The following is an 18,620-nucleotide window of genomic DNA, read 5'->3' as shown; positions in this document are numbered from 1 at the left end:
CGGCGCGCTTCCACCGCGAGCCTCATTGCTCGTTCCCGAAGCTCCTCCGGGTACTTCCTCGGTGCTCCCATGACTCTCATCCCCCCGTGCATTGAGAGCCTCCATCAGACCCGGGGCGGAACAAACGATGCCTCGCTATGAAGTGTGGTGCGCAGATTATGTGCCTCGTCCGGGGGGCGTGGTTTTCGCTATACGAGCGTATCGTCGGGGGTAGCCAGGAGATGATGATGTCTCCGTTTTACCGATCAGGGGTTCTCATGAGTACAGCAACGCAACCGCAACGTGGAGATCGTCGGCGGCGGAAGACGGTGCTGGCGGTGTTGGCCGGAGGGCTGGTGCTCGGTGTCGGGGCGGTCGTGACGTTGGCGGCGTGGCAGGACGATGAGTTCGCGCATGGCACGTTCACCTCGAGCGGTGACTTCGAGCTGGCGGGTCAGGTGAGCACGGCCGAGGGATTCACTGACCACGCGACCAGCCCTGGTGGTGCGTTGGCGTTTGATGTGAACGCGGCGTCGTTAGCTCCAGACATGGTGTCGTACTCCCCGTATGCGGTGGAGCTTGCTGCCGGGACGACGGTGCCGGCAACGGTGACGGTGACCGCGGGAACCTCGACCGGATCGGTGGATGATTTGACCTACGGCATTTACGCCGTCGATTCCTTCACGTGCGACGCTGCGGCCGTCACGGCGGGAACGTCGGTGGTCCCTGAGGGCACCGCGATCGACACGGTGCCGGCCGATACGACGTTCGATCTGGCGGCGGCAACCGCGGACACGGCTGGCGCGCCGCAGTTCCTGTGTCTGGTGGTGACCGCGGGTGCTGATCTCGCCACGGGACAGACGGGTGCTGCGGTGTGGCAATTCCAGGCGGCGTCGCAGTAGCTGACGGCCATGCGTGGAACACGTCGCCGCTTCCGGCGGTGGTCTGTTCTCCTGCGTGGTGTCCTGGCACTCGGGCTTGTTGCCGGTGTCACGGTGCCGGGGACGGTAGCGCAGTGGACGGATCAGGAGTATGGAACGGGATCATTCACGGCGGGGAGTTTTGCGATGCAGTCGTCGACCGATGGGGCAGCGTTCGCTGACCACCCGTCGGGTTCGGCGGCATCGTTGACGTTCGACGCGGCAGCGATGTATCCGGGGTTGACGGTTGCCGCGCCGCTGGTGGTGCGTGCCGCGGCCGGTTCGCTTGGCGGCTCCGTGTCGTTGTCGTCCGCGGCGACAGCGGGGAATGCCACGCTGGTGTCGACGCTGGCGTACAAGGTGTACGTCGATACCGTCGGCGGGTGCACGACGACGTCCGCGCCGAGTAGCTCGGGTACCTGGGTCGCGGGCACGACAACCACGTATGTGACTGGGTTGGCGTCGACGGTGCCGGTGAACACGCGGTCGTTGCCCGCAGCGACAGCTGGGGCACCCGGAGCGGCGGTGTACTACTGCCTCATCGTGCAACTGCCCGCGACCGCACCCAGCACGGTGCAAGGCGCCACCGCAACCGCGACATGGTCTCTCACCGGAAACCCGCCAAGCGCATGAGCCCGCAGACACCAGCTCGTCAGCAACAACGGCCCCGCGAGCGTGTGCTCCGGATGGTCCGGGGGCTGCTGTTCAACGTCGCAGCGGCGGGTGGTGCGGTGTGCATCATCCTCGTGATCCTGGCGCTGACGCTGCACATCACCTTGATCATGTTCCGGACCGGGTCGATGGCTCCCACGATCCCGACCGGGTCCCTCGCGATCGTGAAACAGATCCCGGCCGCGGAAGCACACGTCGGCCAGGTCGTCACAGTCGACCGGGCCGGACAGTTGCCCATCACGCACCGCGTCGTGTCCGTGACACCCAACACGGACGGTTCCGCGACGTTGCAGTTGCGCGGCGACGCGAATGACGCAGCCGACCCGAACCCGTACCGGGTGAGCCACGTGCGCCTGGTCATCTGGTCCGCTCCCCGCCTCGCGTACGCGGTGGTGTGGCTGTCACAACCCGCCGTGGTCGGCGGCCTCGCCCTCGGCGTCGCCGCGCTCGTCATGTGGTCCCTGTGGCCCGACCGCGAGGCCGCCGACACAGATAATCCCGCACCAGACACCGTCGACGATCGCAGCGACACGTGAGCACCGCGCCGGCAACACCGCACCGGACCGGACCGCTCTGGGCCGGGATAGCGCTCGCACTACTAATCGTCGGACTCCCCACCGCCGCAGCAGCCGAACCGAAAACACCCAAGGACATCCACGGAGCACTCCGGCTCTCGGGCACCCCAGTCACCATGACCGTTGCGCCAAAGTCGCCGGCCTATTGGGAGATCGGAATCACCACAGCACCGATCACCGTGCGAACCCTGCTGGGTGCCGTGACAGCAACAGGACCATCCGGCGCGCCCACACACGCATTGACAATCGCACTTTCAAGCTGCACCGCCGCATGGCAGCAGGCATCATGCCCCGCCACGAAACACCGCATCGTGCGGCCGACTCCGATGAACGAACTCACCGGCACCGCTTCCCCAATCGCCGCAGCCATAACCATCCCCGCACAGCTGTTCCTCCTCGCGCAGATCACGCAACCCGTCTCAACTGCGGGACCCAAAACGGTCGCCGTAACCATCAAGCTGTCCGCGACAGGAGACGACCCCACCCCCGCACGGAACACCCGAACACCGACCGGGACACTCGCCTACACCGGAACACACCTGACCCTCTGCGCTCTGGCCGCCGCACTGAGCGTCACCGCCGGGACACTTCTGGCACGCCTCGCGCCAAGACGCACGCGGAGACGGCGACCATGAACCGGGCACGCTGGACCGCCGCCACCATCGCCGGGCTGCTCTCCGCGGTACTCCTCGTACCCCAGGGCACCGCCGCGGCGTGGACCGACACCGAAACGGCCGCCGCACAATTCACCGCGGCCACGCTGCCCGCCCCTACCTTCGATAGCTGCGGCAACACGGCAGGGGACATCACCGTCACCTGGCACTACGCCACAACCGCCGTCCCCACTCTCACCGCCGGGAACGTGCAATGGGCCGCATCCGGCACCGTCACCCACGAACTCGCCAACATCATCACCCCCAGCGGTACCACCACAACCGGACCCGACAGCACTGGCCGCTACCGGACCATCATCACCGCCGGCGCGATCGGCAACCTCGTCTCACTGAACTCCTTCGTCATCCAAGCCCAAACAGTCCTCGGAACCTGGACAGCCATCAGCACCAACAGTGCCCAAGGCGTCAGCGCCGGCCTGATCGGCATCGGTGTCTACACCTGCACCCTCAACTGACCGCACCGAACATCGATGCGGCCGACAAGAAGCCCCGCAACCTTCTCCGTCGCCACATTCGCCAGAGCAACGCCTTCCCAACGCTGGTCCTCCGATCCCCAGCCGATAGGAGCAATCTGCGGCGCAGAACGTCAGCCCTCACCGCGGACCAGGACTACAACGCCGGCGTACTCATCGCCTCGGCCGTACTGATCATCTCTGCATCCCTGGTCGGTATCGCGATCCGCTTTGCCGTGACCCGGCTCGTTCGCGCTGTCCGGCCGCTCGAACCCATCTACCCCGAAGTGGCCACCGGCGTGGCCATCCCAAGCAAGGACCGGACCAATGGCTGAGCGCACCGTGTGGGGCCACCTCGCCGCCGATCCTGTTGTGCAGGACGTCGGCAAGGCCAAGGTGACCAGGTTCCGCGTGGTCGAGAACACCGGCAGCTACCGGTCGGGGAAGCGGGTCAGCGACGACGCCCCCACCACGCACCTGGTCGAGGCGTGGTTCGAGACCGGCGAGAGCGCCGCCACGAACCTCAGCAAGGGCACCGGCGTGATCGTCGTCGGCAAGGAACATACCGAGTCGTGGAAGAACGGCGACACGACGCAGTACAACCGCATCCTGCGGGCCGACCGGTTCGGCATTATGCCGAACCTGCCGGCCAAGCAGGAAGAGCAGCCCGACGAGCCGGCCGTGGTGTGGGAGCGGGAAGCGCCGGCACAGCCCGCGTGAGCTGCACGACCAAGCGCCGGTCGAGACTGGAGAAGAACCAATGATCGAAGTCACGTTGTGCACGGATGCAACTCAGGGGGCCGAGGCGGGCTACGGGATTCTCAATCCCGATGCGGTTGCCCTCGTGGAGCTGCTGGACGCCCACGAGGTTGACTACCGCCGGACGATGGTCCGGGTCACCCTGACACACGGCGGCGAGCTGTTCGTGGCGTTGCAGGGCGGGTAGCTCACCAGTGGCCACAAGGAGCACACTCGCCGGTTCCGGGAGTTCGCTCGGACCCTGATCCAGGCGAAGTCACCGCTGGCGGCGTTGTCCGCCGAGGAATAGGGCGTGGCACTCGTCCGCACGATCACGAAGAGGGCCGGCGCTGCTGGCCCTCTTCTACGTCAGGCCGCGTCCACTGCTGCCGGTCGTGCACGGTGGCGCACTGCGGTGCGCCACACCCACGACTGGACCATGTGCTTGCCGTCACGCCAGCGGACGCACACGGCGTCCGGCGTCGACGACACCGCGACCGCTTCGACGCGATGCAGGGTGCCATCGTTCCGGAGCACCCACGCGCGTACGGGATGGCGTCCGGCGCCCTCGATGGGTGCGCCGATCGCCTCCGGGGGCAGCGAGAACCGCGCATCTTCTGGCGCGGTGTACCGGTCCCGTCGACGTGATCCCACGAGTGGATCGTACGAACCAGCGCCGACACCGCAGCCGGCGAGAGGATAGGACCATGAGCGCCATGCAGACCGTCGTGGTGCGGTGCGACTTCCGCCCCTGTGGGGCGTTCATCGCGCCGATGGACTTCCCCGGCGACAGCATCGACGGCGCACGCACCGTCGCGCGGGAACATGGGTGGCTCACCGCCGACCACGGCGAGGGTGCGCGCCGGCTCGGGGACTTCTGCCCGGAGCACGCAGCCGCGAACGCGATCTGGCGGAAGTAGATCGGGCGGCGGTGCCAGTGCCCCACTGGTCCGGCACCGCCGCCGCGACCTCACCGCGAACGGACGGCGAGCCGGGGACACAGGAGCAAGCTCTAACCGAGCCCCACGGCAGGGTATCCGAGTCGATCGACCCACGGAAGCCCCCAGCAGCGCCGTCGAGAAGCGGTGAGGCGTATCCGCTTATGCCGTCGAGCTCGTCGCTCGAGGACCTCCTCGACGTCACTGCAGCTCGGCGGTCGCGGCCGCGGCTTGTAGGAAATCACCGCCGTATGGGGCTTGCCGTTTCGTACTCGCACAAGACGGCCGAGCCGGCGCTGAGCTAAGCGGATACCCCGCCGTCAGATGCCGAATCGCTCTCGGCCGCACTCTCCGCAGTAACGGCCGTCGCGTGGGATGGCCGATCCGCAGTGCCGGCACTCGGCCGGCGGCTGCACCGCGCCACAACGCCGGCACGTCGCTGCCAGCGGATCGAGCAGGGTGCTGCACATCGCGCACTGCACCGGGACTGGCGGTGTCGGCCGCGCTCCGTCCGCGAAACCGATCCGCGTCCTGCACCTGGTGCACCGCGCCGCGTCGGCGGGGAGCGGTGCCCCGCACCGGAAGCAAGAAACGCCGGCACCTGACATGGATCGGACGTTACGCCAGCGTCGGAGGACAAGGATGAGTGTCTCTGTCAGCGTTGTTTGGACCCGGTTTGTCGGAGTTGAGTGGCTCCACTTGCCGACGCGCCGGGCGGTTGTGTCGGAGATAAGTGGCCCCACCTGAACGTGGTCCCGTCAGCAGTCATGTGCTTGAACGGGAGGACCCAGGATGGCGTCGAAGGTGGATCTGAGCGAACAGCTGCATGCGACTTCCCATCCGACCACCACGCTTCCCGCGCTCACGGTGAGCGCGCAAAACAACCGTCCGGGTGGTCCTGAATCAAGCCGACACAACACACCGCACAGCAGCCAAGTGGTCCTGAATCAGACCGTCACCCTGGTCCTGAACGAGACTGACAGAACCACGTGATCGACGTGCAGCACGTCGGGGGACGCCGCACATTGCCCAGGCCGGATCGGGCTTAGGCCAGATCGCTTGCCGGAGCGCGAGCGCTGTGTTCATCGCCGACGGTGCGCCGGAGAAGACCATGTACCCGCAGATGGCGCGCGAGTGGTCGTCGAGGATGACGGTCAGCCACGGCCGGTCGGGTTTGTCATCGGCACCTCGGATGAGGATGTCGAGCATGGTGTGGTCGGCTTGCCAGACGTGGTTCGGACGGTTCGCTCGGCGCCGAAGTACCAGTTCGTGTTTGTCGCGGTACGAGGTCGGCCCGTCGAGGGCGAGCGTGATCATCGCGGGGTCGAGACCTCGGATGATTCGTCGCACCGTTGAGTACGACGGTGCGGTTGTTCCCTCGCTGGCTGCACGTTCGGCCACGAGCCGGTGCAGCGTCGCGACGGATGGTCGCGGCCGCGACAGCGCCAACCCCTCGACGAGTCGAATCAGTTCGGGAGGCGTGTGCCGCTGGCCGCTGTCAGAGCGACGGGAGGTGTGAGCAGCTTCGTCCGGTGTCGTCGTTCTCGCCGCGCTCCGTGTCGTGATCTCGTCCCGGTAGCCGATCGGTCACCGGGCGCCCAGCACGGTGGCGAGCTAACTCGTCGTCTCGAGCGCCTGCCTTTGGTCGCCGCAGGGAGAGATCCCGCGGAGGCGCTCCGAGCATTTTCCGAGCGAGTTTTTGGCACTCTCAAGGGTCGAGTGCTAGAACGTTGACAGTTGAGTCGAGGGGACTCAACAGCAGACACGAAGGAGTTGTTTTCCATGACGATGAACCTCGACCCGTTCCGCGAGCTCGACCGTCTCGCTGGTGCCCTCCTCGGGTCCACGGGGCCGCGCTCGATGCCGATGGACCTGTACCGCACGGGGGACCACTACGTCCTCGACGTCGACCTGCCCGGCATCGACCCGGGCTCTGTCGACATCGACGTGGACGGCTCTGTCCTGACCATCCGTGCAGAGCGCACCCTCGGCGCACCGGAGGGGTCGCAGTGGCTCACGAGGGAGCGACAGCCGGGCACCTACGTCCGCCAGCTCACCCTCGGTGACGGGCTGGATTCCGAGCGCATCGAGGCCGGCTACGACAATGGTGTGCTGAGCGTCACCATCCCGGTGAAGGAGTCTGCGAAGCCGCGCAAGATCGCGGTGACCACGGGTGGCGGTCGCGAGCAGCTCGCCGTCGGCTCCGGGGAGTAGGAGCCGCAGCGGTGTTCGACATGGTCAATGCCGTCGCCGCTATGGCCGCGGTGACAATCGCGCTCACGCTGTCCAGCCTCGACCGGCGCACGGCGGCACTGCTCGGTGCGACCGGGAGCCTCATGGGGAACTTCCTGCTGTGGCTCGCCGACCCCTCGCTCTGGGAGCGTTCGCCCGTCCTGCCCTGGGTCGCGGCGGTCGCCGGCACCGTTCTGCTCATCGCAGGCTGGAGCGCCGTCCGTGCGTACTGGAGCCTGTTCAACCCGCCGCGTGCGGATGACACGGACACGGGACGGTGATGATGGTCGGTGCGGCTGGCCATCGCCTCGGGTAATCGGCAACAGACGGACGGGGGCCCGGTGCACGTCGTGCACCGGGCCCCCGTCTGTCTGCGGTGGTCGCCACTCCTTGTTGCGTTCGAGGTTGATGAAGTCGACCGGGATACTGCCACGGCCGCCCGTGTCGAGGGCGTCGATCGCGGCGAGGTCGTCCGCGGTGAGCTGGAACGGTGCTGGCGGCCCGCGGCATGGGACAGAGTGGGCGCATGGACGAAGTGCGAGCGGCAACGAGATTGGGGCGGATCGGGGTTGTCGGTGTCGGGCGAATGGGCGCGCCGATCGCACGTGCATTGCAGCGCTCGTTCTCGATCGCGGTCTACGACATCGATCGCGGCCGGATGCGCGCGTTCGATGGCAACGGCGTCGAGTGGGCCGACTCGGTCGAGGACCTGGCGGTCTCGTGCGAGGTACTCGTCACCGTGCTTCCAGGCCCTCGAGAACTCAACGACGTCGCCTGTTTGGCGCTTCCATCGCTCGCGCCGGGGTCGTTGTGGATCGACTGCACCTCCGGGTCGCCGGAGACGACGCTGTCGCTCGCGCAGGAGGCGGCCGTTTGGGGCGTGCAGGTGGTGAGTGCGCCGATGGGCGGCTCGCCTGCGGAAGCAGCAGCTGCGGAGTTGGGGTTCTTCGTCAGTGGCACCGCCGCCGCGGTCGAGCGAGCACTCCCGATCATGGCGCGCCTTGCCGCTCCCAATGGGATTCGCCGTGTTGGCGATCGCGTCGAGGACGGCCAGATCGTGAAGCTCCTTGCTAACGCGCTGTGGTTCGCGAACGCCGCCGCCGCATCCGAGGCGATGCTGATCGGCACCAAGCTGGGGCTCCCGACCGAGCACCTGCATCGGCTGCTGCGCGGCAGTGCCGGCTCGAGCCAGTTCCTCGAACACGACGCCGGCCGGCTCTTGGACGGGGACTACCTCACCACCTTCGGGATCGACCGTGTCGTCGAGGAACTCGACATCGTCGCGTCCCTCCGGGCGGATAGTGGTGTCGACAGCCCGGTGCTCGATGCCTCAGCGGTGCTTCACCGGGAAGCGCTGGACCGGTACGGTGACCGGCTCGGCGAGCTCCTTGCCGTGCGGCTGCTCGAAGAGCGCGCGGACCAGCAGCTCCGCCGGTGACGAGCACAGGCGCACCGGATTACCGTCGCGACTGCGCGGCCTCGATACGTGTTGCGGACTGCCGGCCGTGCCGGAGGGTATCTCGGGGCTGTTCCCCGAACCGTTCGCTGTATGCGGCGGCGAAACGGCCAAGGTGCCGGAACCCACACGCCACCGCCACGCTTGTCACCGTCGCGTCCGCGTCCGCCCCGGCGAGTGCGTCGCGTGCGAGGTCGAGTCGGGCGGCGCGGACGTACTCGGTGGGGGTCTGATCGAGTTGTTCTTGGAACGCTTGCTGCAAGGTACGAAGGCTGATCCTGGCCGCGGCCGCGAGTTCTGCCGGCGCGACCGGCGCCGGCAGCTGTCGCCGGATCAAGGAGTCAGCGGTCGCGACGTGACCGAACAGTCCGGAAGGGGCGGCAGTGGTGTCGGCTGTCAGCACCGACAGCACATGGTTGGCGATGGTGTCGTGGAGGCGGATCCTCGCGGGGACGCTGATGCTCGGACCGCTGATCACGTGACCGGCGTCGCGGATCAGTGCGAGCAGTGACCGGCAGTCCTCCTCGGTTCGTGGCTGCGACAACATCACCCGGTCCGGCCGTGCACCACGTGCGGAGGTGCCGGCGGCTTGCAACAGCTGGTCGGAGATTTGCAGTAACGCCAGCCGCGTTCCGGTGACGACGTAGGAGTACCGGGTTCCCGCACGCAGCAGAACAGGGACCTCAGGAGACGCCGTGAATACCTCACCGTCATCAGCGGTGAACGTGGCGTCCCCGTCCCCAACGGCGACAAGGAGGTGGTGTGTTGGCTGTTCCACGCTCCCCGCCCGGCCGGCATCACACAACACTCGTGTGATCGACACGTCATCGTCCCCAGCGCGTCGCAGCTCAAGCCGATGCGTGCCACCATCCGGTACCCGCCCGAACACGGTTGCGAGTCGAGCCTCGAACTCGTCAACGCGACCCGACATCGCTTCCCGATGCTCCTCCACCGCCATACCTTCCACAATGCCAAAGGTTTCGGGCGATCATCCGGACTGCGCAGTTCAGTTCTGTCCCGCGGGCTTGCTCCCGTCCGCGACCACCGTGGCGCGAGAGGCGCGGTGTCTGTGTTTAGCGCGCGGCCGACGGGATACGCTCAGAACTTCAGCGGCCCCGGACTTCGGCCTTCCATCCGCAGTCCGGCGAACCTTCCCCGGCCCCTGCTGCAAGCGAAGAGCCCAACGTGCAATACGTCTTCCACGACACCCAGATGATGCTCACCAGCGACGCGGCAGCGCGAGCGCTGCTGGCGTACTTCGCATCCTTGGAGCTGGCGTGGTGCGCCGACGAAGTCGAGCTGCCAGCGATCGATGAGGACGGCGCCCTCATGTGGGAGCGACTCTTCGTCGGGCCGGCTACCCGGCTCCGGTCGATGCGAGCAGACGACGACCTGCTCGAAAGCCCGGACGCGTCGTTCGTTGCCGACCTGAGCCGCCGAACACGCGCACTCCACACACGGTAAGCACCGAGCCGAGCCGAGCGAAGCCGTTGCGGCCTAACGCACGGCTTCCGGAGACGCGTCCCGGAAGCCCGCTGGCCGCCATGAGCAGTGAGATGACCAGCGACCGACAGTGCGGCCGCCCTCGTTCTGTCATGCCTGAACTCTGCGCTTCGCCCGTGCGGGCGCTCAGCGTCGTCGGTCACAGCGCCGGTTGAGCGCCAGACTGCCACCGTGCGAACGCGTCAAGCTGCGCCTGCGCACTTTCGAAACTGGTGTGGCTCCCGATCAGGTCACCCTCCGCGAGCTGAACGGCGTACCCGACGGCATACGCCGACGTGCGCCGCACGTTCCCAACGTGCTGAAGTCCGGCATGCGCTTCCCATGTGTCCGCATCGAGGACGCTCCAACGCAGATCCGCGTCACTCATGGATGGGCCGCCATCGTGCGAGTAGCGGTTTGCTGCTGAGGGTCATGTCTGTCTCCGGCCGGCATCGGACAATGCGATCGTTCCGGCGGCCAGGGGCATCGGTCACCTGCCGCCCACGATAGGCCGTCCGTGGCGCGGCCGCACCGTCTTAATGCACCCGGACCGAGGCAGCGAGGCAGCGAGGCTGTGGAAGCCGCCCTCCCGATCCGCTCGTGCGCGTGGAATGTCCCTACTACGCCCTGGTCAGCCGTCTTGCGGCGCGGGTCGGTGCGAGTGCGGGTCAGTCGCCGGTTTCTGTGTGCGGGGCGGCGACGGGCTTTGACTGGCTTGATCCGCGCTGGCGGAGCCACACGGTCGCGATGACCATCACGGAGATGACCAGGAACTCCGACTGCCAGTTCTGCATCGACTCGAACCAGAACTGACTCGTGCCGAGGTACTGCCACGCGGTGATCACGGCCGCACCATGGTCCGTTTGATCCTCGTTGTATGCAGCCGCACCGCCGACGACGTGCCCGACCACGCTGGCGAAGAACAGCACCCCGAACAGGATCACGAGGGAGTTCTCGTAGCAGATCAAGACGATGCCGCCGCGGCGAACCGGCCATGGAGCGCGCGAGTCGTCTGCGTGTTCCCGTGGATCGGCATTTTGCGGTGCGTCGTTGTTGAGGGGCTTCGACTCACTCGATCCCTTCTGGAACAGGAACGTCGTCAGGACAACATACGAGCCCATCTGGAGAAACTCGCTCTCCCAGTTCTCAAACGTCGCCTCGGCGAAATCACCGCTCGACAGAAACGCCCAGAGCGTCTCGGCGGTCTGCCCGTGCAGCAAGGCGTCATGACCCGCGACCCGCCAACCGGCGAACACCATGCCGAGGAAGCAGAGGAAGAACACGGCTGCGTTGACAACAACCAAACCATTCCGGCGCAGCCAGGGCCACTCCCGGGGCCGCCCCCGAAGAAAAACACTCACGACTCACCCTCCCACCGCTCCCGTAGCGGCGAGAGGCCGCAAGGTCCCGGAGCGATCACGACGCGTACTGAGCCCGACATCGTGCTGCGAGCGTAGCCATCGCAGTACCGGCCAGCGGAGTTCGCCGCACGCAACGAATGACAATGGCCCCGGCCCGACCGTCGTGCCGTGCGGCTCCGAAGCGATCGCTTGGCAAACGTGCTGAGCAGCATCGGCCGCACACGAACCGTGGGCTGCCGGACCGATCCGGCCGCGTTGCTCCGCGCTGCTGTCCCCAGGGGGTGCGCGGTAGACAGGACGCTCGGCAAAGGAGCCTGCATGCAAGTACCGCCCTTCCACACACCGGCAACGCCGGGGGTGTACCACCGGTTCGACGACTGCCCGGACGTGAGCGATGGCGCAGAGCAGCTGCGTGGAACACATGCGTGGCCGTTGTGCGAAAGCTGCATTCGACGGCTTGATGACGCTAGGTGCGTCGATAGCCGTGGCTCAGCGAACGCGACCGGCACCGCGTGGCGCTGGCCGGTAGGGGATCGGTGACCGTTCATGTCGGACGCGACGTGACAGCGTCAGCGACAAACCGCGATGCGTCGCGCCCGATGCTGAGCGCAGGCGGTCAGATCTTCGCGAGGGCGCCAGCCGTTGCAGCCCAGTCGATGTTCGCGTCCGGGGCAGGGGCGTGGAACTTCACCCGGCCACGCACCGCGGCCTCTGTCGCCGTGTAGAGCGGGTTGTCGAACCCGGCGACGAGCGCCGCGACCGCTTCCTGCAGGCCCCGGTATGCGTCGACGTCGTGCACGCCGATGCCGGCTGTGACCTTGCTCGCCGCAGCGGCCGCAGTTTTCCGTGCATCTGCGGTCGCTTCGCCGGCGTGGTCGATCACCCAGGCGTGCAGCGCAGCGAGGAGCATGGGTGCCTGGTCGTGCGCCGGGCCTGAGAGGCTGTCGACCCGGGTGTACCGGTTCGCGACCATCTCCACGAGACCTTCGGAGTCAAGCCGGGCGATCGCTTCCCGCACCGGAGTACGAGAGACACCGAGCCAGTTCGTGAGCTCCTCATTGTTCAGGCGCTCCCCTGCCTTGAGCGCGCCGTTCTCGATCGCCTCGAGCATCTGCTCGTAGACGACGTCGCGGAGGAGGCGGCGGGCACCGCAGCACCCTCATCATTGGCACCACCTGACCCGACACGGACCGCAGCGAAAATGACGACGCAGAGCGAAGCTGCTCACACACGTCGCGGCCAATGGCTGTCTCGTGGACGACCTCAGCCGTGGACAGCTACTGTTCGGCAGGTCTCGGACGCGATGACAGCGATGATGGTGCCGATGGCGGATCCGAGGACCACGAGTCCTGGGATCAGCGTCGCGGCGAGAGTGGCAAGCACCCCGCAGGCGACGGTGATGGAGCCGATGTTGGTGAGGCCGTGGCGGAGGGTCAGCCACCAAACACTTCCGATGAACAGGGCTATCGGAAGGGTGAGGGTGCCGGCGGCGAGTACAGCAGGGAGGTCGGTGTGTCTGGTTGTGGCGTCGATGGTGACTTCGATGCCGGCGGAGAAGGCACCGGCGGCGGCGAAGATGACGTAGTGGAAGTAGCCGAATAGCAACGACCCGCCGAGCCCTGGCTGGTGTTGGTGCTCGTGGGCGAAGTAGATCCACCACATCCCAGCGGCGATGATCAGCCCGCAGGCAGCGATCCCGATGAGGTCGGGGATGTGGTGGCCCTCGTGGAGTGCTTCGAGGATGGCGTTGGTTGCGGCGAGAATGCTTTCGCCGAGGAGGATGAGGGTGAACAGGCCGTAGCGTTCTCTGACGTGGTGCGGGTTCCAAGGTGTGGTGCCGCATCGTTCGGCCCACACCGGGATGAGCACTTCTGCTGCGACCAGGATGAAGAACCCTCCAAAGCCTGCCGTCTCGGGCAAGAACAGCCGGCCCACCCACGCCACCTGCACGGCCACGATGCCGCCCGCGTACCGATAGGCGGTGTTCCGCAGATCCGGGTGGCTGCGGCTCGCGCGAAGCCACTGCCCGACGAGGGCGAGACGCATCACGACGTACCCGATGGTGACCAGGGTGAAGTCGTAATGCACCATCGCCGCTTCGGCGCCGGACGCTAGGACAAGGACGCCGCCCATCTGCAGGATTGTCATCAGCCGGTAGAGCCAGTCGTCGGTGGCGAACGACGTGGCAAACCAGGTGAAGTTCATCCATGCCCACCAGATCGCGAAGAACACCATCAGGTACGACAGTGCTCCGGTAGCGACGTGCCCCTCGCTCTCAAGGTGGTGCAGAGCCTGCGATGACAGGGACACTGCGACGACGAACACGAGGTCGAAGAACAGCTCGAGCGGGCTTGCCGCCCGCCCGACCTCGTGCGGGTCTCGGGGTCTCATCCGCGGCAGGAGCCGACGGCCACCGGCCAGGGGATCAGTTTCCGTGGGACTGGTCATGGATGGCGTTCCTCCCGTTTGTGGGCTTGCGCTTCGGCGTGAGTCGCTCGTCGGCCGTAGGGCGGTTGGACGTACTGGTTAGTGTTCCGGCGGGATGGTGAACGAGGCCAGGCGTCCGTCCCGTGCGATGAAGATGCCTGTCGACTTGCCGGAGAACTTGTTGCTGCTCCAGTCGAAACGGACGGTCACGGTCTGGTCGTCGGTCGTAGTGGTGAGAATTTGCATGCGGGCGTTCATTCCTATGGCGTCTGATCCCACCCACCGGCGCACGCCGTCGTGGCCGACGTAGCGGGTGCCCCAGTCATTGATCACCGTCCTCAGTGAAGAGCGCGACGAATGCGTCGGTGTCGGCGCTGTTGATCGCGTGAACGAACGCGGCGACGGGTCCGGGTAGGTCGGCGGGGTGCGTCTGTGTGGTCATCGCGTGTGTCCTTTCAGTGACGCGAGGAGGCCGCCATGCGGTCGGTTCGGGGCTGATCGCATGGCGGCCACGGAGTCAGCGGGTGGTGTAGCCGCCGTTGGCGAAGATGGTCTGTCCAGTGATCCACCATCCGCTGGTGGCGAGGAACGTCACGATCGGGGCGATGTCCTCGATCTTGGTCAGCTGCCCGCCCATGGCCTGGGATTTGTGGAACTCGACCCGCTCCGGGGTCTCCTGACCGTAGAAGAACGGGGTGTCCATCGGGCCGGGCGCAACCGCAGTGACCGAGATGCCACGGCTGGCGAACTCCTTCGCCGCCGCGCGGGTGAAGTGCTCCACCGGGCTCTTCCCGCCTGCGTAGGTGGAGTACCCGTCCGTGAACGCTGCGAGCAGGCTCGTCACGATCGTGATGACCTTCCCGCCATCCGCGACGTGCTTGCCGGCTTCTTTGATGAAGAAGTACGCCGCCTTGCTGTTGATGTCGAACATGCCGTCGTAGTCAGCCTCAGACGTATCGACGATCGGCTTGCGCAGTACCTTCCCGACCGTGTTCACCGCCACGTCGATCTTCCCGAGCGCCGCTTCCCCATCCGCGAACAGCTGCTCCACGTTCCCCGGCAACGTCAGGTCACCGAACAGCAGCACACCCGTACCGCCTGCCGCTTCCACAGCCGCGAGGGTCTCTTCCGCCTGCGGGCGGGTGGCGTCCGAGTTGTAGTGAATCGCGACGTTTGCGCCCTGCTCCGCCGCCTGACGGCTGATCAGCCCGCCGAGGTTCTTCGCCCCAGCCGCAACGAGGACGTTCTTGCCCTGCAATGTCTGAATGGTCATCCCAGTTCCTTCCGCTTCCGATCGTGTAACGCCATGACACAGCGCGTAGGCTGACGATACACGAGGTACTGTAGCGGCATGACAGAAGTTGTTCAGCGAGGGTCCCGAACTCGGCTTCTCGATGCTGCTGCCGCACGCATCGAGGAGTATCCGGGCGAGGACATCTCGATGCGTGCGGTGTGCGAAGCCGCTGGCGTGAAGATGCCGACGCTGTACCACTTCTTCGGCAACAAGCAGGGCCTGCTCGACGCTGTTGCTGAAAGGGGGTTCGACCTGTACGTGGCGGCGAAGAACGCGCACGAAAGCAGCGGCGATCCGATCGAAGACCTCCGTGCCGGGTGGGACGCGCACGTCGCGTTCGGGCTCGCCAACCCCGGGTACTACACGCTCATGTACGGCACTGTTCGACCAGGACACGCCCCCGATGTACAGGCGGAACCAAGCCGTCTCCTGCTCAACCTGACGCGCGCAGCGGTCAAGCAGGGCCGGCTCGTCGTATCCGCCGAGCAAGCGGCCGCTCACATTCTCGCCGCGAACATCGGCCTCACTTTGCGGCAGATCATGCTCGCCCAGAGCGACCTCGCACTCTCCGCAGCGATGCGAGACGGCGTCATCACCGCCATCACGGGGATCACTCGGCAGGCCATCGCACCACGAGCAGACATCGCCGCGATCCTCACCCATGTACACCAGCACCCCGACAGGCTTGGCAAGCAAGAGACCGATCTACTCACGAAGTGGTTGCAGACCCTGACCGAAGCATGACCGCCAACCACGTCCCTTCAACTTGACCAGAAACATGCAAAACAGCGTGAATAATCACAACTTGTGCTACCTAGTGTTCATGCGGGGTCGCTCGTACGCTCCACCAGTACCGGAACACGATCGGCTATCTCTAATGGTCCTTGGCTGGCCTGGGGCTGGCTGGCAGGCTGGCACCGGTCCCGGCTCGTGGTGTGACTCTTCGGCTATCTGTCCGTCCCTGCGGCGTGACATTCGTCCGACTCGGCCGCCGGCTGGGCGGGTGCCGGCCCGTCCGCTGCGATGGCTTGATAGAAGGTCGTCCGACCAGCTACCTGGTTGTGACTCGTTAGAGATCCGCCCCGCAACGACTTTCTTGCGTGAGGGCCCTGCAGGCGTGATCGAGGCGGGCCTGTGATTTCGAGGTCGGCAAGCGTCCGCTGATTTCGAGCGTGGCAAGGCCATGGACGGTCGCCCAGGCAAGTTCCGCCGCTGCGTCGTCGGCAGCGGGGAAAGCTTCTTGTATGCCCGTGAAGGCGCGCTGCAGGACCTCAGGCGTGGCCCCGGTTCCGAACTCGAGTCCGGAAGGCATGGAGAACATCGCTTCGTACAGTCTCGGCTGCGCGTTAGCGAAGTCCAAGTATGCCTGCATTCGTGTGCCTGGTTCGGGTGGCAGTGAGGTCAAAGCCGTCGCGATCGCCTCGAAGCCGCTTATCGCAACGGCGTCGATGATCGCCTGCCGGCCACCGGCGAAGGCCGAGTAGATCACAGGTTGCGTCACGCCTATTTCGCTCGCGACTCGGCGCATCGTCACGGCGTCCCACCCTTCAGCTTCGGCTACGTCGCGGGCGGCTCGAGTGATCTGCTCGCGTCGAAGGTCAAGATCTGGAGCTGGCCGGGGAGACATGCGCAGACCGTACCAAAGCGCTCGTTATATAACAAGAGTAGACAACGGCGGGGAGGGTCGCTACCTTCGTTACGGAACGTTGTTAGATAACTGGGAAGGTCGTTACTCATGCTCATTGCCGCGCTCATCGTCGCTGTCCTCGGTTGCTTGTTCGTCCTCTTCATCGGTGCCCGCTTCATCGTCGCCCCGAGGATCGCGACCGCCGGGTTCGGTGTGGCTGAAGACCGCCGTCGGGCGTTCACCAGCATCAAGGGCATCCGGGACATCACTTCCGGCATCGTGCCGCTAGTGGTCCTTGCCGTTGCCGGTCCGCACGCATTCGGGTGGGCACTGCTCGCGTCGGTGATCACGCCCATCGGCGACGCGATCATCGTCGCCACCAACGGGGGAGTGCTTGTTCAGGCGCTCAGCGTCCATGGCGCCACCGCCGCGGTCCTGATCCTCGCCGGAATCGCCCTCGTCCTCGTCTAGCGCACAGGCCCCACATCCCGGTCTCATATCCTCTCCGAAAGGCAGTCCCATGTTTCCCGTGCACAATCGCATCGTTCCGCTGACGCTCATCGCCACCGCCGCGCTGACGATCACTGGATTCGAGCTGGCGTCATGATCGAGTTCGCGCACATGGCCGCGATCATCTCGCTGTGCGGTACAGCGCTCGTGTTCGGAACGGACGCCTTCTGCGCGCTCGTGCAACGGCCTGCGCTGGCTCGCATCGACGACAGTACGCTCACCGCGGTAATGGGCAACGTGCACCGGTACGGTGACAAGAGGATGCCGGTCCCCGGTGTGATCGGGCTCCTGTTCGCCGCCGTAGCGGCCGCCACGGGCGGGTTCGCCGGCAACACGTCGGTGCTGGTCCTGGCCGCGGGTACCGTCGTGGCGTGGGTGGCTTGGCTGCTGGTCTACGCCAGGATCAGTGCCCCCATCAACCGTGTCCTGACCGCCGCCGCAGATGCCGGAAGGACCGCCGAAAACGCTCGCGGTCTGCAGGCACGATGGGACGCAGTCATCGTCCTGCGCGCCACCTTGCTCGGTATCGGGCTCGTGGTTCTGGCTATCAGCTTGATCGTCTGACCCCACCATCGAAGGCGCCCTTTTCCGGCGAGCGGTTGGCTGGTACTGCTGTTCGTGTGCGGTCTCGACGCCTACCGAACCGAAAACACCCCGAGTATCAGCGACACCTCGAGCAGGGCTCCGCCAGGATCTCCTTCGAGATCCCGGGGACCGGCGACTGCCCAGCGGCACCCGTTGACCCAACCTCCACCGACCGGCTGGTGAGCAGCGTCCTGGACTGGCTGGAGAACGACCCGAACCAGTACGGTTTCGATGCACGAGCTGTGGGCCTTCGAGGCATCAGCACCGGCGGGTACCACGCGAGCCGGGCCGCTCACACCCACGCCGCCCGACTCCTCGGAGTCGTCAGTCAAGAACCCCGAGCTTGCCGCCGACTTCAGTGTCTACGTCCGCTTCAACGCTGGGCAGAAGGTACCCCAGGCCGCCGACTTTCCAGGCCCCCTGAACACCAAGTCCTCTCGTCCAGTGACCCATCGGCTAATGGGCATCACGAGCGAGCTGATTTCGTCATAGTCACTTACTCGAGCGGGCGGATTGAGTCCGTGTCTGCGGGGACGTGAGCCGGGGAAGGGGTGGACTGTGCTGTGCGCACGTCTCCGCGTAGTCGACCCGAGCGATCCCGCTGGCGTGTGAGCTCGTCGTGACCGTACGCGATCGCGATGTGGGGGGCTGTCGGTTCAAGTCGATGTCGGCGGGGGAGTTCGCAGCGATGGGATCGC

At 66.2% G+C, this 18,620-nt stretch carries 23 protein-coding genes and 2 pseudogenes; 14 read left to right on the top strand and 11 right to left on the bottom strand.

Translation table 11 applies throughout. The features are described 5' to 3' along the window. The first annotated feature begins 257 nt into the window (after window positions 1–257). Window positions 258–881 carry a SipW-dependent-type signal peptide-containing protein gene (locus tag DEJ14_RS19275; RefSeq protein WP_181437507.1) on the top strand — a complete coding sequence of 208 codons (624 nt, stop codon included), beginning with the start codon at window positions 258–260 and terminating at the stop codon, window positions 879–881. Between the two features lie 9 nt (window positions 882–890). Beyond that, window positions 891–995 (top strand): annotated as a pseudogene (locus DEJ14_RS19555) (hypothetical protein); the annotation flags it as partial. 8 nt (window positions 996–1,003) lie between these two features. Here DEJ14_RS19555 and DEJ14_RS19270 read toward each other — a convergent pair. Further along, on the bottom strand, window positions 1,004–1,381 hold the full coding sequence (locus DEJ14_RS19270) for a hypothetical protein (protein ID WP_258373251.1): 378 nt from the start codon (window positions 1,379–1,381) through the stop codon (window positions 1,004–1,006). Window positions 1,382–1,528: 147 nt separating this feature from the next. On the opposite strand from DEJ14_RS19270, the gene DEJ14_RS19265 reads away from it, so the two are divergent. From DEJ14_RS19265 to DEJ14_RS19250, 4 genes are all read left to right on the top strand, one after another. Then, window positions 1,529–2,107 carry a signal peptidase I gene (locus tag DEJ14_RS19265; RefSeq protein ID WP_258373250.1) on the top strand — a complete coding sequence of 193 codons (579 nt, stop codon included), beginning with the start codon at window positions 1,529–1,531 and terminating at the stop codon, window positions 2,105–2,107. Window positions 2,108–2,777: 670 nt separating this feature from the next. After that, window positions 2,778–3,275, top strand: coding sequence for a SipW-dependent-type signal peptide-containing protein (locus DEJ14_RS19260; protein WP_181437506.1), 498 nt, complete (start codon window positions 2,778–2,780; stop codon window positions 3,273–3,275). A 324-nt stretch (window positions 3,276–3,599) separates the two neighbouring features. Next, complete coding sequence (locus DEJ14_RS19255; RefSeq protein WP_111085154.1) at window positions 3,600–3,992, top strand: single-stranded DNA-binding protein; 393 nt, start codon at window positions 3,600–3,602, stop codon at window positions 3,990–3,992. Between the two features lie 40 nt (window positions 3,993–4,032). Beyond that, window positions 4,033–4,218 carry a hypothetical protein gene (locus tag DEJ14_RS19250; RefSeq protein ID WP_111085153.1) on the top strand — a complete coding sequence of 62 codons (186 nt, stop codon included), beginning with the start codon at window positions 4,033–4,035 and terminating at the stop codon, window positions 4,216–4,218. A 161-nt stretch (window positions 4,219–4,379) separates the two neighbouring features. Here the strand turns inward: DEJ14_RS19250 and DEJ14_RS19245 are convergent, their stop codons facing one another. Then, the gene (locus tag DEJ14_RS19245) at window positions 4,380–4,664 is read right to left on the bottom strand and encodes a hypothetical protein (protein WP_111085152.1); all 285 of its coding nucleotides are present in this window, start codon (window positions 4,662–4,664) and stop codon (window positions 4,380–4,382) included. Between the two features lie 53 nt (window positions 4,665–4,717). Between DEJ14_RS19245 and DEJ14_RS19240 the strand changes: the two genes are divergently transcribed. Further along, the gene (locus DEJ14_RS19240) at window positions 4,718–4,930 is read left to right on the top strand and encodes a hypothetical protein (protein ID WP_111085151.1); all 213 of its coding nucleotides are present in this window, start codon (window positions 4,718–4,720) and stop codon (window positions 4,928–4,930) included. 338 nt (window positions 4,931–5,268) lie between these two features. Here DEJ14_RS19240 and DEJ14_RS19550 read toward each other — a convergent pair whose 3' ends face one another. Next, window positions 5,269–5,556: a zinc ribbon domain-containing protein gene (locus DEJ14_RS19550; protein WP_111085150.1), complete on the bottom strand. Its 288-nt coding sequence runs from the start codon at window positions 5,554–5,556 to the stop codon at window positions 5,269–5,271. Window positions 5,557–5,937: 381 nt separating this feature from the next. Beyond that, window positions 5,938–6,454: pseudogene (locus tag DEJ14_RS19235) on the bottom strand (TnsB C-terminal domain-containing protein); the annotation flags it as partial. A gap of 276 nt (window positions 6,455–6,730) precedes the next feature. Between DEJ14_RS19235 and DEJ14_RS19230 the strand changes: the two are divergent. The 3 genes from DEJ14_RS19230 to DEJ14_RS19220 all read left to right on the top strand — a co-directional run bounded on the left by DEJ14_RS19230 (window position 6,731) and on the right by DEJ14_RS19220 (window position 8,618). Continuing rightward, the gene (locus DEJ14_RS19230; RefSeq protein ID WP_111085149.1) at window positions 6,731–7,162 is read left to right on the top strand and encodes an Hsp20/alpha crystallin family protein; all 432 of its coding nucleotides are present in this window, start codon (window positions 6,731–6,733) and stop codon (window positions 7,160–7,162) included. Window positions 7,163–7,203: 41 nt separating this feature from the next. Then, complete coding sequence (locus tag DEJ14_RS19225) at window positions 7,204–7,461, top strand: hypothetical protein (RefSeq protein WP_111085148.1); 258 nt, start codon at window positions 7,204–7,206, stop codon at window positions 7,459–7,461. Window positions 7,462–7,706: 245 nt separating this feature from the next. Further along, window positions 7,707–8,618, top strand: a complete 912-nt coding sequence (locus DEJ14_RS19220) for an NAD(P)-dependent oxidoreductase (protein ID WP_181437505.1) — start codon at window positions 7,707–7,709, stop codon at window positions 8,616–8,618. Between the two features lie 19 nt (window positions 8,619–8,637). On the opposite strand, the gene DEJ14_RS19215 is transcribed toward DEJ14_RS19220, so the two are convergent. Continuing rightward, window positions 8,638–9,594 carry a helix-turn-helix domain-containing protein gene (locus DEJ14_RS19215; RefSeq protein ID WP_111085146.1) on the bottom strand — a complete coding sequence of 319 codons (957 nt, stop codon included), beginning with the start codon at window positions 9,592–9,594 and terminating at the stop codon, window positions 8,638–8,640. A 227-nt stretch (window positions 9,595–9,821) separates the two neighbouring features. On the opposite strand from DEJ14_RS19215, the gene DEJ14_RS19210 reads away from it, so the two are divergent. Further along, window positions 9,822–10,100, top strand: a complete 279-nt coding sequence (locus DEJ14_RS19210; RefSeq protein WP_111085145.1) for a hypothetical protein — start codon at window positions 9,822–9,824, stop codon at window positions 10,098–10,100. 686 nt (window positions 10,101–10,786) lie between these two features. Here DEJ14_RS19210 and DEJ14_RS19205 read toward each other — a convergent pair. The 5 genes from DEJ14_RS19205 to DEJ14_RS19185 all read right to left on the bottom strand — a co-directional run bounded on the left by DEJ14_RS19205 (window position 10,787) and on the right by DEJ14_RS19185 (window position 15,179). Continuing rightward, the gene (locus DEJ14_RS19205; RefSeq protein WP_284180448.1) at window positions 10,787–11,401 is read right to left on the bottom strand and encodes a DUF6766 family protein; all 615 of its coding nucleotides are present in this window, start codon (window positions 11,399–11,401) and stop codon (window positions 10,787–10,789) included. A 694-nt stretch (window positions 11,402–12,095) separates the two neighbouring features. Continuing rightward, window positions 12,096–12,590, bottom strand: a complete 495-nt coding sequence (locus DEJ14_RS19200; RefSeq protein ID WP_111085142.1) for a winged helix-turn-helix domain-containing protein — start codon at window positions 12,588–12,590, stop codon at window positions 12,096–12,098. A gap of 152 nt (window positions 12,591–12,742) precedes the next feature. Next, window positions 12,743–13,927: a low temperature requirement protein A gene (locus DEJ14_RS19195; protein ID WP_258373249.1), complete on the bottom strand. Its 1,185-nt coding sequence runs from the start codon at window positions 13,925–13,927 to the stop codon at window positions 12,743–12,745. 78 nt (window positions 13,928–14,005) lie between these two features. Next, a complete protein-coding gene (locus DEJ14_RS19190; protein WP_258373248.1) occupies window positions 14,006–14,239 on the bottom strand; it encodes a hypothetical protein in 234 nt (77 codons plus the stop codon). Window positions 14,240–14,423: 184 nt separating this feature from the next. After that, entirely contained in the window at window positions 14,424–15,179 is a 756-nt protein-coding gene (locus DEJ14_RS19185; RefSeq protein WP_111085140.1) for an SDR family oxidoreductase, read from the bottom strand. A 78-nt stretch (window positions 15,180–15,257) separates the two neighbouring features. Between DEJ14_RS19185 and DEJ14_RS19180 the strand changes: the two genes are divergently transcribed. Continuing rightward, a complete protein-coding gene (locus tag DEJ14_RS19180; RefSeq protein WP_111085139.1) occupies window positions 15,258–15,944 on the top strand; it encodes a TetR/AcrR family transcriptional regulator in 687 nt (228 codons plus the stop codon). A 325-nt stretch (window positions 15,945–16,269) separates the two neighbouring features. Here the strand turns inward: DEJ14_RS19180 and DEJ14_RS19175 are convergent, their stop codons facing one another. Then, window positions 16,270–16,728 (bottom strand): TetR-like C-terminal domain-containing protein, encoded by a 459-nt coding sequence (locus DEJ14_RS19175; RefSeq protein ID WP_284180453.1) that lies wholly within the window; start codon window positions 16,726–16,728, stop codon window positions 16,270–16,272. A 207-nt stretch (window positions 16,729–16,935) separates the two neighbouring features. On the opposite strand from DEJ14_RS19175, the gene DEJ14_RS19170 reads away from it, so the two are divergent. Both DEJ14_RS19170 and DEJ14_RS19165 read left to right on the top strand, forming a co-directional pair. Beyond that, on the top strand, window positions 16,936–17,298 hold the full coding sequence (locus DEJ14_RS19170; RefSeq protein ID WP_111085137.1) for a DUF4267 domain-containing protein: 363 nt from the start codon (window positions 16,936–16,938) through the stop codon (window positions 17,296–17,298). Window positions 17,299–17,430: 132 nt separating this feature from the next. After that, on the top strand, window positions 17,431–17,901 hold the full coding sequence (locus DEJ14_RS19165; protein ID WP_111085136.1) for a DUF1772 domain-containing protein: 471 nt from the start codon (window positions 17,431–17,433) through the stop codon (window positions 17,899–17,901). Window positions 17,902–18,620: the final 719 nt, after the last annotated feature.

Origin of the sequence: Curtobacterium sp. MCJR17_020 (genome assembly GCF_003234365.2) — a bacterium.
GTDB lineage: Bacteria > Actinomycetota > Actinomycetes > Actinomycetales > Microbacteriaceae > Curtobacterium.
The sequence above is the reverse complement of the archived record's forward strand: the minus strand, read 5'-3'. Positions and strand labels throughout refer to the sequence as shown.